At 41.7% G+C, this 14,027-nt stretch carries 18 protein-coding genes, 2 tRNA genes and 1 rRNA gene; 3 read left to right on the top strand and 18 right to left on the bottom strand.

Annotated elements, in window-relative coordinates; genetic code table 11:
- Positions 1-6: 6 nt before the first annotated feature.
- The 15 genes from ABID27_RS00105 to rlmD form a co-directional block, all read right to left on the bottom strand.
- Entirely contained in the window at positions 7-396 is a 390-nt protein-coding gene (locus ABID27_RS00105) for a hypothetical protein (protein WP_354279409.1), read from the bottom strand.
- Between the two features lie 148 nt (positions 397-544).
- Positions 545-1,528 carry a hypothetical protein gene (locus ABID27_RS00100; RefSeq protein WP_354279407.1) on the bottom strand — a complete coding sequence of 328 codons (984 nt, stop codon included), beginning with the start codon at positions 1,526-1,528 and terminating at the stop codon, positions 545-547.
- A gap of 93 nt (positions 1,529-1,621) precedes the next feature.
- Positions 1,622-4,270 carry a valine--tRNA ligase gene (locus ABID27_RS00095; protein ID WP_354279405.1) on the bottom strand — a complete coding sequence of 883 codons (2,649 nt, stop codon included), beginning with the start codon at positions 4,268-4,270 and terminating at the stop codon, positions 1,622-1,624.
- 12 nt (positions 4,271-4,282) lie between these two features.
- Positions 4,283-4,861: a flavin reductase family protein gene (locus ABID27_RS00090; RefSeq protein ID WP_354279403.1), complete on the bottom strand. Its 579-nt coding sequence runs from the start codon at positions 4,859-4,861 to the stop codon at positions 4,283-4,285.
- Between the two features lie 37 nt (positions 4,862-4,898).
- On the bottom strand, positions 4,899-5,480 hold the full coding sequence (locus ABID27_RS00085) for a DUF1349 domain-containing protein (RefSeq protein ID WP_354279401.1): 582 nt from the start codon (positions 5,478-5,480) through the stop codon (positions 4,899-4,901).
- Complete coding sequence (locus tag ABID27_RS00080) at positions 5,464-6,027, bottom strand: GNAT family N-acetyltransferase (protein ID WP_354279399.1); 564 nt, start codon at positions 6,025-6,027, stop codon at positions 5,464-5,466. Before ABID27_RS00080 ends, ABID27_RS00085 begins: the two co-directional genes overlap by 17 nt.
- 3 nt (positions 6,028-6,030) lie before the next feature.
- Complete coding sequence (locus tag ABID27_RS00075) at positions 6,031-6,384, bottom strand: VOC family protein (protein ID WP_354279397.1); 354 nt, start codon at positions 6,382-6,384, stop codon at positions 6,031-6,033.
- Positions 6,377-6,514: a hypothetical protein gene (locus tag ABID27_RS00070; protein ID WP_354279395.1), complete on the bottom strand. Its 138-nt coding sequence runs from the start codon at positions 6,512-6,514 to the stop codon at positions 6,377-6,379. The genes ABID27_RS00075 and ABID27_RS00070 overlap by 8 nt, the downstream gene beginning before the upstream one ends.
- Positions 6,515-6,640: 126 nt before the next feature.
- Positions 6,641-7,033: a helix-hairpin-helix domain-containing protein gene (locus ABID27_RS00065; RefSeq protein WP_354279393.1), complete on the bottom strand. Its 393-nt coding sequence runs from the start codon at positions 7,031-7,033 to the stop codon at positions 6,641-6,643.
- A 41-nt stretch (positions 7,034-7,074) separates the two neighbouring features.
- Positions 7,075-7,329, bottom strand: a complete 255-nt coding sequence (locus ABID27_RS00060) for a DUF1912 family protein (RefSeq protein ID WP_253365863.1) — start codon at positions 7,327-7,329, stop codon at positions 7,075-7,077.
- Positions 7,329-8,648: a DUF438 domain-containing protein gene (locus ABID27_RS00055; protein WP_354279391.1), complete on the bottom strand. Its 1,320-nt coding sequence runs from the start codon at positions 8,646-8,648 to the stop codon at positions 7,329-7,331. The genes ABID27_RS00060 and ABID27_RS00055 overlap by 1 nt, the downstream gene beginning before the upstream one ends.
- A 4-nt stretch (positions 8,649-8,652) precedes the next feature.
- The gene (locus ABID27_RS00050; RefSeq protein WP_253366011.1) at positions 8,653-8,877 is read right to left on the bottom strand and encodes a DUF1858 domain-containing protein; all 225 of its coding nucleotides are present in this window, start codon (positions 8,875-8,877) and stop codon (positions 8,653-8,655) included.
- A 142-nt stretch (positions 8,878-9,019) separates the two neighbouring features.
- The gene (locus ABID27_RS00045) at positions 9,020-10,024 is read right to left on the bottom strand and encodes an aldose epimerase family protein (RefSeq protein WP_354279389.1); all 1,005 of its coding nucleotides are present in this window, start codon (positions 10,022-10,024) and stop codon (positions 9,020-9,022) included.
- 168 nt (positions 10,025-10,192) lie between these two features.
- Entirely contained in the window at positions 10,193-10,378 is a 186-nt protein-coding gene (locus ABID27_RS00040) for a CPBP family intramembrane glutamic endopeptidase (protein WP_354279924.1), read from the bottom strand.
- A 161-nt stretch (positions 10,379-10,539) separates the two neighbouring features.
- Positions 10,540-11,895, bottom strand: coding sequence for a 23S rRNA (uracil(1939)-C(5))-methyltransferase RlmD (gene rlmD, locus ABID27_RS00035; RefSeq protein ID WP_253365857.1), 1,356 nt, complete (start codon positions 11,893-11,895; stop codon positions 10,540-10,542).
- Between the two features lie 35 nt (positions 11,896-11,930).
- Between rlmD and recX the strand changes: the two genes are divergently transcribed.
- From recX to ABID27_RS00020, 3 genes are all read left to right on the top strand, one after another.
- A complete protein-coding gene (gene recX, locus ABID27_RS00030) occupies positions 11,931-12,707 on the top strand; it encodes a recombination regulator RecX (protein WP_354279387.1) in 777 nt (258 codons plus the stop codon).
- A gap of 69 nt (positions 12,708-12,776) precedes the next feature.
- The gene (gene ntdP, locus ABID27_RS00025) at positions 12,777-13,310 is read left to right on the top strand and encodes a nucleoside tri-diphosphate phosphatase (protein ID WP_354279385.1); all 534 of its coding nucleotides are present in this window, start codon (positions 12,777-12,779) and stop codon (positions 13,308-13,310) included.
- 63 nt (positions 13,311-13,373) lie between these two features.
- Positions 13,374-13,691 (top strand): DUF960 domain-containing protein, encoded by a 318-nt coding sequence (locus tag ABID27_RS00020; RefSeq protein WP_354279383.1) that lies wholly within the window; start codon positions 13,374-13,376, stop codon positions 13,689-13,691.
- Between the two features lie 85 nt (positions 13,692-13,776).
- Here ABID27_RS00020 and ABID27_RS00015 read toward each other — a convergent pair.
- The 3 genes from ABID27_RS00015 to rrf form a co-directional block, all read right to left on the bottom strand.
- Positions 13,777-13,848: transfer RNA gene (locus ABID27_RS00015), tRNA-Glu, on the bottom strand.
- Positions 13,849-13,854: 6 nt separating this feature from the next.
- A tRNA-Asn gene (locus ABID27_RS00010) sits at positions 13,855-13,927 on the bottom strand.
- 5 nt (positions 13,928-13,932) lie between these two features.
- Positions 13,933-14,027: ribosomal RNA gene (rrf, locus tag ABID27_RS00005) — 5S ribosomal RNA — on the bottom strand; the annotation flags it as partial.

The following is a 14,027-nucleotide window of genomic DNA, read 5'->3' as shown; positions in this document are numbered from 1 at the left end:
TGCTACTCATTGAATTTCTGACTTTTTACTTTCAACCACTACTTTATTTGATACCCTATTCATATTATGAATGACCAATGTTATAGTAGATAGAAAAGCTAAAATTACAATTGATAAAAAGCATACCCTCAATAATTCTAGTAACCACTGAGAAATAGACACTATAATAACGATTTTGGTTATAGAAAGCGTTATAACTAAGCACCAAAGTAACGCTGGAAACAAATAATCAGCTAAATAGCCATAGTATACATTAGGATTACCAACGTATAATCTTGCAAAATCTTCAATAGTATACACTTCTCTACCAAACATGTACATAGATAATATAAAAGCCAGTGCAGAAATTGAAACTACAATAAACTGGTGTGTATCAAGAATTTGATAATTAACCATTAGTATCTTGTTAGGAACAACAAATGTTAATATCAGCATTAATATTATCAAAACAAAATATAAAATCCATACACTGAATGGAAGTAATTTATTCCTTGCCAGATAAATAATTTTGATTGGATTTTTTTAAATTTGATTCATTTCACTCTCACTCATGTTTTATAATTGAATTTGAAAAATTAATAATTGTACTTCCGTTACTTCTTATATCTACTAAATACCCTTTTTGACTTGGTTTAACAGAAAGTCTCTGTGTATTTTCTAAAAAGGTTTTATTATCCACTGAATCCGAAGCTATAAAAGTTGTTCTAGATTCTTTTGAGTCAGTAACTCTAGGTAACTCAAGTAATAAATCTAGTTCATCATCAGTATCTCCATTAGGATAAGTTGTGATTATTTCAATAGATCTCATACTCTCGGTAGTATTTAGTGCAGCTTTTTCATAAACTGGATTAATTTTTATATACCCTAAATCACTCTTTGAATCATTTACTTGAGTTTCCACTTTTTTAAATGAAGCTAGTGCCTCATCAATTGTTACATTTTTTATAGTAAGTATTTCGTCTTCGAATGAATAGTCTACCCTAATTTCCTCTGTACCATTTTCAATTTGCTCTTCTAGGTACAATATAATTTTTCTAACTCTCCTTATATGATCTAATCCTTTCCCAATTTCCGAATCTATATTAAAATCATACAATCGCTCAATTTCTTCGTAAGCTTGACTACTAGTATATCTGGAATTAGCTTGGTTTAAAACAAGAAATTTTGATAAGAGTATTTTTCTATCGTTTATTGCTTCCTCCAATTTCACTAAAAACTCTAGACTATAATGTATACCATTGCCTTTCTTATATTCTGCAGTAATTTCTTTATATTCTACAGTAATTTCATCAGTGATTTTTTTAAGCTTTATATATTCTTCAGAATCCTCAATTTCTTTATAGTCTTGGAAAATAACAAGGCTTAATTTGTTTTTTTCCATCACTGGATTTGAAAACAAGTCATTGTAGGCATTAAAAATAGCATTAGGAATAATTTGTGATTTCAATTCTCCAACTTTATCACGATATTTATTTAAAATATGAGGTTGAACATTTAATTTAAATTGATAATTTTCTCGTTTATACATAATCAAATTGTTCCCTTTTTAATAGATTATTTTGATGTTATTATATCAAAAAAACGTTAGCTTTTGCTAACGTTTTCATAATATTTTATATTATTACTTACCCAACTTCTCCATCTCTTTGATACGCTCAACAGTAGCCTCATACTTAATTTGGTAGTCGGTTTGTTTGTCGCGTTCTTTTTCAACGACTTCTGGTTTGGCATTGGCTACGAAGCGTTCGTTGCTGAGTTTTTTGCCTACCATGGCCAGTTCTTTCTGCCATTTAGCAAGTTCTTTGTTGAGTCGAGCAAGTTCTTCTTCGACATTCAAGAGGTCTGCCAGCGGCAAGAAGATTTCGGCTCCTGTGATGACGCTTGACATGGCCAGTTCTGGTGTTGCCAAGTCACTTGAAATCTCAAGGTGTTCTGGGTTAGTGAAGCGATTGATGTAGTTGCTGTTGGCTTTGAAGAAGTCTTCAAGCGCTTGGTCAGCTGTCTTGATGAGGATAGTAATTGGCTTGCTTGGTGCGACGTTAACCTCGACACGGGCGTTGCGGACAGAGCGAATCAGGTCTTTAAGGCTTTCCACACCGCGGTGCGCAGCTTCATTTTCAAAAGCCTTATTAACCATAGGATAGGCAGCTGTCACGATAGAGCCTTGGCTGTACTGGCCGTAAATTTCCTCCGTCACGAAAGGCATGATCGGATGGAGAAGGCGGAGAATCTGGTCCAAGGTGTAGAGGAGGACAGAGCGCGTGATGACTTTTTCTTCCTCGTTGTCGCTGTAGAGGACTTCCTTAGTCAGCTCCACATACCAGTTGGCAAATTCTTCCCAGATGAAGTTGTAGAGGATATGACCTGCCACACCAAACTCGAACTTGTCAAAGTTTTCAGTAACCTTGGCAATAGTTTCGTTGAGGTTGTGGAGAATCCATTTATCCGTCACATTACCAGCAGTACCCGCCGCGACAGCTTCAACCGTCGTTGTCGCTTGATCAAGGCTGAGGCCTTCATTGTTCATGAGGATATAGCGAGAAATGTTCCAGATTTTGTTAATAAAGTTCCACGACGCATCCATTTTTTCATATGAGAAACGGACATCCTGTCCTGGGGCAGAGCCGTTAGACAAGAACCAACGCAAACTGTCTGCACCATATTTTTCAATGACATCCATCGGGTCAATCCCGTTTCCAAGGGATTTCGACATCTTACGACCTTCTTCGTCACGAATGAGTCCGTGGATCAGAACGTTTGAAAATGGCTTGCGCCCTGTAAATTCAAGGGATTGGAAGATCATGCGTGACACCCAGAAGAAGATGATGTCATAACCCGTAACCAAAGTTGATGTTGGGAAGTAACGCTTAAAGTCTTCAGCATCCGTGTCAGGCCAGCCCATGGTTGAGAATGGCCAAAGGGCAGAGCTAAACCATGTGTCAAGCACGTCAGCGTCCTGAGTCCAGCCGTCACCTTCTGGTGCTTCCTCGCCAACATACATGTCGCCCGCTTCATTGTACCAAGCTGGGATTTGGTGGCCCCACCAAAGCTGACGTGAGATCACCCAGTCGTGTACGTTTTCCATCCATGAAAGGAAGGTATCGTTGAAACGTGGCGGGTAGAACTCAACCTTGTCTTCCGTGTCTTGGTTGGCAATGGCGTTCTTGGCCAACTGGTCCATCTTAACGAACCATTGAGTTGACAAGCGCGGCTCAACCACAACACCTGTACGCTCTGAGTGACCAACTGAGTGGACACGTTCTTCAATTTTGACCAATGCACCTAACTCTTCAAGTTTAGCCACGACAGCCTTACGAGCGTCAAAGCGGTCCATGCCTGAAAAGTCACCAGCAAGCTCATTCATGGTACCATCATCGTTCATGACATTGACTTGTGGCAGATTGTGGCGTTGACCTACGGCAAAGTCATTCGGGTCGTGAGCTGGGGTAATTTTTACCACACCTGTCCCAAATTCAGGATCCGCATGCTCGTCAGCCACGATTGGAATAGCCTTGTTGATGATTGGCAAGATAACGTTTTGACCAATCAAGTCCTTGTAGCGAGGGTCTTCTGGATTGACAGCGACAGCCACATCCCCAAACATGGTCTCTGGACGAGTGGTAGCGACTTCCAGAGCGCGCGAGCCATCTTCCAACATGTAATTCATATGGTAAAAGGCACCTTCCACGTCCTTGTGGATAACCTCGATATCAGACAAAGCCGTACGAGCCGCTGGGTCCCAGTTGATGATAAACTCACCGCGGTAAATCCATCCTTTTTTGTAAAGGTCAACAAATACCTTGCGAACAGCCTTAGACAAACCCTCATCTAGCGTGAAACGCTCACGTGAGTAGTCAAGAGAAAGTCCCATCTTGCCCCACTGCTCCTTGATAGTAGTCGCGTACTCATCTTTCCACTCCCAAACCTTATCGAGGAATTTCTCACGACCAAGGTCATAGCGAGAAATGCCTTGCTCACGCAGACGCTCCTCAACCTTAGCCTGTGTCGCAATCCCTGCATGGTCCATCCCTGGAAGCCAAAGGGTATCAAAGCCCTGCATGCGTTTTTGACGGATGATAATATCCTGCAAAGTCGTGTCCCAAGCGTGGCCAAGGTGAAGTTTACCAGTTACGTTTGGCGGTGGAATCACGATGGAATACGGCTTAGCCTTCTTGTCGCCTGATGGTTTGAAAACATCTTGGTCAAGCCAGGATTGGTAATGTCCAGCCTCAACCTCGGCTGGATTGTATTTTGGTGAAAGTTCTTTCATGTGTTTACTCCTTTATATTTTTCTTGATCTTCTTTTTTTGTCCTTCATAAATTGTCCCAGTGGTGTCGTCTGATTATCTAGGTAACGATAAACACGCGCCTTACCATCTCCCATATAAAGCAAGGGATTAAGTGCTTCATGTTTTAGATAACCTTTTTCATCTAGTAACTGCTCATCGATTTGACGTCCAACGATACGGGCAGTAAAATTGGTATAGTTATCAAATTCAGAAATAGAGTCTACCATGCATTCCATGACCAGCGGGCAATTCTCTAGAATTGGCGCATCAATTCTAGGACTTATTTGGTAAGGCAATTCAGTCATGTTCAATTTATCTCGATGACTGACAAATCCAGCTTGTTCAACCTCCGCCATGACCTCTATATGTGGAACATGAACCGTAAACTCTTTGAATATTTTGATTTGAGCTGTTGCATTATTAGGTGTGTAAAGACCAATCACCATCATATCTCCAAGTGTATAGGAAGATGAGCTGGTCGTAATATTATAACCTAACGTCTCGTCCTTATAACCTAAAACGATCACTGGAAAACCATAGTATAATTTTGCTGTTTCAAAATCTTGTTTCATCTAATCTCCTTCATTCCGGCTGTTGCCCATCATGTGCCTACCACTGGCAGTCGGTCAGTTCAAAATCCGTAAAGGTTGCAACAAAACTAGATTCTTCGGGGCTACAAGCATAGATGCCAAAGGATACTTCCTTGTCAGCCTTGTCCATATGACAGATGCGCATCTGCTTAAAGGTCACACCGTCAATGGAGCAATCAAGACGAAAATCCTTGCCACGACGGCTGAGCCTATACCACATTTCTTTGATGTCCGCTGGAATTTCAGTCGTTACCCAGTCAGAGTAGCCGCGATTGGTCGCCACAGAGCCTAGGTGTTGGAAGTCTTCCGTTTCATATTCAATAGACGCCTTGAGCCAATTCTCACTATCCAAGTACATGACCACACCGCACTGGTCAAAGCGGTGCTGGCTAGCAAAACTGGTCTTGACCTCAAAGGAAAAGTATTCCTCGCCTGTCGTCAGCTGCAAAACTGGCGCATTGTCATTTTGAAAATGGTAATAGGTCCGTTGCCAAAGGTCCGTCTGAGGAGCTGTTGTGATGGTAATCTTGTCCTCTGCGATAGTGAATGCTTTTGGCTCACGTGTCCAAATCAGCTGATCAAGGTCAAATCTTGCTTTCATCGTTTTTCTCCCATTCTTCCTTCAAGAGTCCAAAAATCAATTTGTCACAATAGATATCATCAATTTTCTTACGCTTACGCAGGCTTGCTTCCAATTGAAAACCCAGCTTTTCTGCCACGCGCCGGCTCTGCGCATTATGGTCATAGACTGCAATCTCAATCTTGCGCAAGCCCAATTCTTGAAAACCGAAGTCAACCAAGGCTGCCACCGCCTCTGGCATCAGACCTTGCCCCCACAAGTCAGGATGAAGGACGTAGCCAATTTCCAGAATGTCAGATTTGATTTCCTTAGCAAAGTTCACAGTCCCCATCAAGCGGTCCTGCCCTTTGAGGCAAATGGCATAGATGCGCTGTCTGGTCACCTCTCCTTTTTTAGCCAAATCCATCTGGATGAACTCTCGGCACTCATCGATAGACTGATTGACCGGAAAACCTGCTAGGCGGGCCACTTCAGGACGATGCCCATAGTCATACATGGCTTCTGCATCCGATAAGGCCACTGGACGCAAGGTCAAATGTTTGGTTTCTAGTCTTTTAAATTCCCTCATAGACTACCTCCTAAAACGAATTCTATCTTCAACCGATCTGGGTCTTCCACAAAAGTAGGCTTGATAAGCACTACCGGCTGCATAGGGGAAACGGTCTTCATAGAGAAAAGTCACATCTTGATTGGATAGTTTGTTCCGTAGCTCCTCCCATTTATCAGACGTCGCTATACGAAATGCCAGATGATTTAAACCGACATGACAGCGATGATAGGGTTCCTGAGCATATTTCTCTCTTACTTGGACCAGCACCAGGTAATAATCATCATACCGATAGCTAACCCCTTGTTCCCACTCTTGATAAACCTCATAGCCCAACTCTAGCAAAAACATTTCATAAAAAGCCCTGCTTTTAGCCAAAGAAGAGACGTAATATTCCACATGATGCAACATACAAAAAAGCCCCCATCACAACGATAGGGACGAATTGCTCCGCGGTACCACCCAATTTCGGGCTTGCACCCGCAACTTCATTTTCTAAATCAACCATCAGCAACTCTTTTGCAACCTCTGCGGATTTCTCAGCCCCACCGCTTTCTGTGAGAGATTGTGCTCAAAATACCTCTGAATGTATTTATTCTAACAGATTTCCACCAGCAAAGCAACCAGAACGAGGTTAGTCTTTAAACTTAATGCCCAATTCTTTCAACTGTTTAATGGTTGCAGGACCGATACCTTTAAGAGCCAACAACTCTTTTTCAGTCCATTTTGAAAAATCTTTGACGGATTGGATTCCTTCATCATAAAAAGTTTCCAAACGAGCTGCTGCTACGCCTTCCAACTCTTTAGCAAATTCTTCAAAGTCACCAGCTGACTTTTTACCAGCTTCAACAACTTCTGCAACCTGCTCTTTGACTGTCTCTACAGATTCTTGAACGTTTTCAACAACTGTATCTTTCACTTCAACAGCCTTTTCCACTGCTGCATCTGCAAATGCACGACCAGCCTTACGCAAAGCTGCAAGTTCACGTTTCAATTGTTTTTTACGATCTACTTTCTTCTTAGCCATTTTTAAAAATCTCCTTATTTCCTAACTATTTCTCTATTTTCTTAATAATGTTTTTGTCCAAATAAACCATCTGGCAGGGCATGGAAATCTTTTCCAGCCTTGTAATTTTCGAATTTCCCTTGGATGAATTGATAGGCATCCAGCTTGCTTTCATAACGGATATAAGCATCCGCTGCACGCTCGTCCTTGTCCTCTTCTAAAACACGACGACTCTCAGCCATGGCCATTTCATTAATCATGACCTGGGTGTTGATCCACGCTTCAAATTCTTTTAAAAATTCTGCTTCGTAACTCACTAATCTGTCTCCCTATAAAAATCTGTATCAATCTCGCGATAAGGAGCGATATCTTGAACATACTCAAGTACGCCTTGGAATTCCCCATCTTTGTCCCGTACAGCCACATAGGTCACGTGAACGAATTGACCACGCGATTCTGATTTGAACCACATGACAAACTGATCCTTTTCTCCCGACCGCAAAGCTGCAAAAATCTTCTTGACCTTAGGCAATAATTTTGGCGGATGACAAAGTTCTACATTGCGCCCAACTTGACTCGGCACGCGCTTAAAAATCATCTCATCGCTTGGTACACTATCACTATAATACTGGAAAATATCTTCCTTATTGACAAAAGTGATTTCCATAGGCAGATGATTAAGAATGAGATTAGCCTGCTCAACCGACAAATACCCATTTCCAAAAGACTGCGGGCTTGTTCGGTCTACCGCCTCTGATTCCTTTGGAGTAAAGGTAATGGTAAACTGCCCTTGGGGAGTATCGATGATTTGCTGGTTGGCTTGTTCCGCCACTTCCTCGGCCTGAGGTTCGGTAGCTTGTTCAAACTGCTCTCTACTAGGAATCCATTTTTCAGACGGACGGATAATGGCATAGCCAAAAGCATCACTTTCTGCAGCAATTTTCAACCAATCATCCTGAGTGAAAGCTTCCATAAGAATCATCAATAAAATCGATTCTTCCTTGAAAATCATGCTCTCAAACTCAACAGCAAAGGCCTCAAAAGCAGCCGTCACTTCCTCAATCGAATCATCCGGCAATTGCTCCGCCTTTTTCAAAGCAACCGTAAACAAGTCCCGAATCTGGTCATCCACTCCCCACATGACTTTGGGCGGTGAATCGTGACCATAGCTTTCCATGATAGGGAAAAATAATTCTTCCTTCCGCTGATAATGTCGCTCAAACTGCCCAACCAAGCCCAGTTGACGCTGCAAGCCTTTCATCAAGTCATTCCGAATGTCTTCATCTGCTGTCTGATAGGTCTCAAGCAAACGTCTGACACGAATTAAGGCAGCTCGCAAAGCTAGATTCTCATCCTTAAAAATACGAACAGGATGGCCAGGATGATCCGTATCCGCCACTTCCACTCCCTGAACCGCATTTTTGAACAAATTGGCATGAACATCGCAGAGCTCCATGACATCCTCAAAGGTAACCCCTGCATCCGAATTCATCAATTCATGCTCCATGAGCGAAATCTCAATAGCCGAAACTCCTGCAAAAGTAGCGTCGAAACGTTCTTGAACGGACTCAGGACTAGCACCATTGTGCAGCTCTAGCAAAATATCTCGTAAAATATGAATGCGTTCGTCTGTCATACTATTAACCTACTACCTCATAACCATTGTATTCCAGCGTCTGACGAATTTTCTCTAGATCGATACCTTGCAGACCTGCACCTTGTCGGATCGACACTTTCTTTCCAACCGTGTTACGCATAAGTGGATTTGCAAGCGGCTTAAAACCAAGATCCACTAAAATATCGAGAACCTCTGGATGATTGTCCACCACTTGGGCCACAGGGATGCTGAAATCAATTGTATTCATATCATTAGCATTGCTTTTCATTCTAACATTATAGCATATTTCCGCTAAAAATGGGGATTCTTCATGAGAAAAGAGGACTTCTATCTCTCCAATTTTGGTCCCAAATAAGAAAGAACCTGAGAAAGCTATCCCAGGTTCAAATTTATTTCCAATCAAAGCGGTAACGAGTCTCACTCAAGAAACTATCCCCCTTCTCTAACAAAATAGACCCAAATCCTTCAATATTGCAAGCATCTGGCAAGCCCTGACACTCCAAACTAAAGGCACCATGATGGCGACACAGCCCCGTTGGACCGTGATTATAGGTATAAACAATAACCGCCGGCTGATTGGTTTTCATAGTCAAACGTACCCGCTCATCAGGACTGACTACCTTCACAGGCTCCTTGGCAGTTTCCGATAACAGCCACGGATGGTCATAACCGCCTGCTAATCGATTTTGCTCAGACTGTCCTGACAATCCTTGCCCCAATAAAGCTCCATTTCGGAAATCAAAAGTCGTCCCCTCGACACTTGCAATCTCTCCTGTCGGCAAATTATCTGCCAGCGGAATGTATTTCTCCGCAGCAATGGTCAAATGATGTTGAGACACATCTTGCTCAAAGTCCCCGGATAAATTAAAATACACATGACTTGTCGGATTGAAAATCGTGTCCTTATCTGACTGAGCACGATAAGAAACAATAACTTCGTTTTCTTCCGTTAATTGAAAGCTGGCCTCAACCTCCACATTCCCCGGAAAACCATTTTTCCCATCTGGCAGAAGATAGGTAAACATCACCCGATTGGCTTCATCATCTACCTGCACCTGCCAATAATCCCGATTAGCCGTATCCACACCGCTATGCAAGGTTCGCCCCGGCTCATTTTCAGTGAAATGATAAACCTGACCTTTGATAGAAGTCTTGGCTCCTGAAATCCGACCGGCTACTGGTACCACACTGGAACCCACGTAAAAATCCTGCTCCAGATATTCCTGTACCGAACCCGCCGACAAACTGACCGGGCGCAGTCCCTCGCCATCAAGGGGAACTAGAATATCAACTATTCTCGCACCAAAATTAGAGACTGTAAGCACCATCCCATTTTTATTGGTCAAACGATACAATTGTGCCCCTTCGCTTCCAAAATCTGCAACTGTAATCATCACATTTCCTCCGAAATCAAAAAGCCCGACCTGAGTCAAGCTTCCAGTCTAGACTAGTCTAGCATATTTTTTAATAAAATGAAAGGGTTTTCTTTTTCTGTGTAATTTTCCTTATCTGGCTATTAAATCATTTCATGACAAACGTCAATACAAACCAATCAAGCAAATTCAGTAGAAAATGCAAGACATTTGGATAACCGATTCGTTTTGTTTTTCCGATATATGCAGTAACGCGAACAAACTTGCGGACACAAGAACATCCATATACAAGGACTGATATTTTTCCAGCCAAGCCATAATCAAGGCTCGCAATACAAACTCTTCGTACATAGGAGCAATAATCACCAGCAAAATTGTTGAAATAAGCGCTATATCTGCATGACTTACTACATCTTCAACGATTTGTTGATTTTGAGAAACAGGAAATAAAGCCCGACTGATGCCATTCCAAAAATAATTCCTGTCAGACTCGTTAATTTTAATTTCTTTTCCATTTCATATTTCTAAATGCCCTGCTATCTTTTCCGTTGTAGTTTCACGACAGCCTCGGTTCTTGCTGTATGTGGAAACATGTCAACTGATTGGATGTACTTGACATCATAGACCTTAGCAAGTGCCACTAAGTCTCTTGCAAGCGTGGACGTGTTACAGGACACATAGACCATTTTAGCTGGTTGATATTGCAAAATCGTCGCTAACAATTTATCGTCTAAGCCCGTCCGTGGCGGGTCCACAACCAAGGCATCCGCTCGATAACCCTCCTTGTACCACTTAGGAATGATTTCTTCTGCCTTTCCTGCCTCATAATGAGTATTGTCAAATCCCATAGCAGCTGCATTTCGCTTAGCGTCCGCAATCGCTTCTGGAACAACATCCATCCCCCGCACACTGGCTACCTTATCTGCAAAGGCAAATCCAATCGTCCCGACACCACAATAGGCATCAATCAAATGGTCCGATTCTTCCACATCCAAAGCCTCAACCGCTTGACTGTAGAGCACTTGAGTCTGCTGTGGATTGAGCTGGTAAAAAGCACGTGGCGAAAGTGAAAATTGGTAATTTAGAACTTCCTCAGTAATGGCATCCCTTCCCCACAAAATCTCAGTCTCATCCCCATAAATCTCACTCGACTTACTACGATTGTAGTTGACAGCTACCGTTTTAATCTGAGGAAACTCAGCAACCAAGTCTTGAATAAGAGGCGTTAAGCGCAAATCTCGGCTAGTCACAAAAATCAACTGCACTTCCTCAGTTGCCTGTGCCTTACGCACCATAACCGTCCGCACGCCCGCAATCTTACGCTCATTGTAAATCGGAACCTTGTACTTATCCAGTAAATTCACAACTCGATTGATAATTTTCTGCGTCTGACTATCTTGAACCAAACAATCCTGAATATCAACCAAATGATGACTCCCTGCTGCAAACAAACCAGCCTTGACAGAACCACCAAACGAACGAGTCTGAAATTGCAATTTTGCACGATAATATTGCGGCTGCTCCATTCCCATAGTATGCCGAATTTCAAACTGCTCATAACCCGCTGGTTTAAATTTCTTCAAAGCCTGACGAATGACATCATCCTTGTACTCCAACTGCTGATCATAACGCAAATGCATGAGCTGACAGCCACCACATGCTTCATAGATAGCACAAGCCGGCTCCACACGAAATCTTGATTTTTTATTGACCGAAAGCAATCGCGCCTCTACAAAATTCCGTTTTACCGCTGTTACCTGACAAAAAACTTCCTCACCTTTTAAAGCACCAGGCACAAAGACTAGCGTTTTTTTATAAAAGCCAATCCCTTCACCATTGATACCCATCCGCTTAATCTTTAACGGAATTCGTTGTTTCACTGCTAAATTCATAACTCTATTTTACCATTTTTGCTATAATGTTAGATATGAAAATCACTAAAATCGAAAAGAAAAAGCAGCTCTATTTCCTTGAAGTCGACTCTTCTGACATATGTTACATCACAGAAGATACCATTGTTCGCTTTATGCTCAGCAAGGACAAGGAAATCTCCGAGCAAGACTATCAAGAAATCAAAGAATTTGCCCAGTTTTCCTATGGAAAAAATCTAGCTCTCTACTACCTTTCTTTCAAGCAACGAACGCGAAAAGAAGTCCATGACTATCTCCTAAAATATGAAATTGATGCTGATTCTATTCCAAAAATCCTAGGACATCTCGAAGAAGAAAAGTGGATTGACGACCAAGAATACGCCCGTCGCGTTATCCAATCTAATCAATTCACAGGCGATAAAGGTCCTTTTGTTCTTGCACAAAAACTAGCACAAAAGGGAATTAAAAAACAACATGTTGCCGTTGCCTTATCCGAAGCAGATTTCATTGAAATTGCTTGCAGAGTCGCAGAAAAAATCAACCGAAAATACGAAAATAAGCTCCCCCTACAAGCACTCAAGACAAAAGTTCTTCAACAATTAACTAGCAAAGGATTTTCTAGCGCTGACGCCAAACTCGCTTTACAAACGCTTGAAATTGAAAAGGACCAGGAATTAGAATCTCAACTCATCTACAAAGAATTAGACAAGCAGTTCCCAAAATATGCCCGAAAATACGAAGGTTACGAGCTCAAACAACGACTCACCCAAGCGCTCGCTCGCAAAAGATTTTCCTTTGATGACATAAAATCTGCCCTTCGAGACTACCTCTAGTCTACCAATTTACAGAAAACTATGGTATAATATTTCAGATAAATTGTAATTAAGAAAGTTGGTATCTACGTGAAATTACCAAAAGAAGGCGACTTTATTACAATTCAAAGTTATAAACATAATGGTGAATTGCACCGCACCTGGCGCGATACCATGGTACTAAAAACAACAGAAAATGCCATTATCGGTGTCAACAATCACACAGTTGTCACTGAAAATGACGGCAGACGTTGGGTTACTCGCGAACCTGCCATTGTCTATTTTCATAAAAAATACTGGTTTAACATCATCGCAATGATTCGCGAAAACGGCGTTTCTTACTATTGTAACCTAGCCAGTCCCTATTTATTAGATAATGAAGCACTGAAATACATTGACTACGACTTAGACGTCAAAGTATTTGCAGACGGGGAAAAGAGACTCTTAGATGTTGATGAATATGAACGTCATCGAAAAATGATGAACTACTCAGCTGATCTTGATTTTATTCTAAAAGAACATGTCAAAATACTAGTTGATTGGATTAATCAAGAAAAAGGGCCCTTCTCTCAAGCCTATGTTAATATTTGGTACAAGCGCTATTTAGAACTACGAAATCGTTAAAGTTGCTCACAAAGAAAAACCTGAATATCAGGCTTTTTTCTTACAAAAATAAAAGGAGTCGCTATGGCTTTTACAAATACACGCGGTCGATATGCCAGTTTTGGCATCGTTACCTCTTTACCAGGAAACGTTATTGATAGCTTCTGGTATATTATTGACAACTACCTAAAGACAGTTATCCCACTCAAGAAAATTATTCGCTTCACACTAAAAAATAATAAAGGAAACATTCAAGTAACCTTTTCCCAAGAAGCCTACCAAAATTCTATAGCTGTTGATCTTAATATTCCCTATGATCCATTTTATCCTCGTACAGTACTTGTCATTGATAAAAACGGAAAAGAAACTATTACTCTCCCAGATGAATTATCTCTCATTTAATATATAAAAGACGAACAAGGTCTACCTGTTCGTCTTTTATATTTATTAAGAAAAATAAAAAAAGAGAGTGAGCACCCTCCTACTATAGTCCGTACGGGATTCGAACCCGTGTTACCGCCGTGAAAAGGCGGTGTCTTAACCCCTTGACCAACGGACCATGTTACTCCGCCAACAGGGCTCGAACCTGTGACATCATGATTAACAGTCATGCGCTCTACCAACTGAGCTATGGCGGATAAAAGCTAAGCGACTACCGTATCTCACAGGGGGCAACCCCCAACTACTTCAGGCGTTCTAGGGCTTAACTGCTGTGTTCGGCATGGGTACAGGTGTATC

Source organism: Streptococcus gallinaceus (assembly GCF_040545695.1).
Lineage (GTDB): Bacteria > Bacillota > Bacilli > Lactobacillales > Streptococcaceae > Streptococcus > Streptococcus gallinaceus.
Note: the sequence above shows the minus strand (reverse complement) of the source record. Positions and strands in the feature narration are given on the sequence as shown.

What these genes read in the sequence shown, in the direction of transcription:
- recX (WP_354279387.1), top strand. Translation starts at nt 11,931, where the DNA reads ATGAAAATCACTAAAATCGAAAAGAAAAAGCAGCTCTATTTCCTTGAA.
- ABID27_RS00090 (WP_354279403.1), bottom strand. Translation starts at nt 4,861, where the DNA reads ATGAAACAAGATTTTGAAACAGCAAAATTATACTATGGTTTTCCAGTG.
- ABID27_RS00055 (WP_354279391.1), bottom strand. Translation starts at nt 8,648, where the DNA reads ATGACAGACGAACGCATTCATATTTTACGAGATATTTTGCTAGAGCTG.
- ABID27_RS00105 (WP_354279409.1), bottom strand. Translation starts at nt 396, where the DNA reads ATGGTTAATTATCAAATTCTTGATACACACCAGTTTATTGTAGTTTCA.
- ABID27_RS00020 (WP_354279383.1), top strand. Translation starts at nt 13,374, where the DNA reads ATGGCTTTTACAAATACACGCGGTCGATATGCCAGTTTTGGCATCGTT.
- ABID27_RS00050 (WP_253366011.1), bottom strand. Translation starts at nt 8,877, where the DNA reads ATGAATACAATTGATTTCAGCATCCCTGTGGCCCAAGTGGTGGACAAT.
- ABID27_RS00065 (WP_354279393.1), bottom strand. Translation starts at nt 7,033, where the DNA reads ATGGCTAAGAAGAAAGTAGATCGTAAAAAACAATTGAAACGTGAACTT.
- ABID27_RS00070 (WP_354279395.1), bottom strand. Translation starts at nt 6,514, where the DNA reads ATGGTTGATTTAGAAAATGAAGTTGCGGGTGCAAGCCCGAAATTGGGT.
- ABID27_RS00100 (WP_354279407.1), bottom strand. Translation starts at nt 1,528, where the DNA reads ATGTATAAACGAGAAAATTATCAATTTAAATTAAATGTTCAACCTCAT.
- ABID27_RS00095 (WP_354279405.1), bottom strand. Translation starts at nt 4,270, where the DNA reads ATGAAAGAACTTTCACCAAAATACAATCCAGCCGAGGTTGAGGCTGGA.
- rlmD (WP_253365857.1), bottom strand. Translation starts at nt 11,895, where the DNA reads ATGAATTTAGCAGTGAAACAACGAATTCCGTTAAAGATTAAGCGGATG.
- ABID27_RS00085 (WP_354279401.1), bottom strand. Translation starts at nt 5,480, where the DNA reads ATGAAAGCAAGATTTGACCTTGATCAGCTGATTTGGACACGTGAGCCA.
- ABID27_RS00045 (WP_354279389.1), bottom strand. Translation starts at nt 10,024, where the DNA reads ATGATTACAGTTGCAGATTTTGGAAGCGAAGGGGCACAATTGTATCGT.
- ABID27_RS00080 (WP_354279399.1), bottom strand. Translation starts at nt 6,027, where the DNA reads ATGAGGGAATTTAAAAGACTAGAAACCAAACATTTGACCTTGCGTCCA.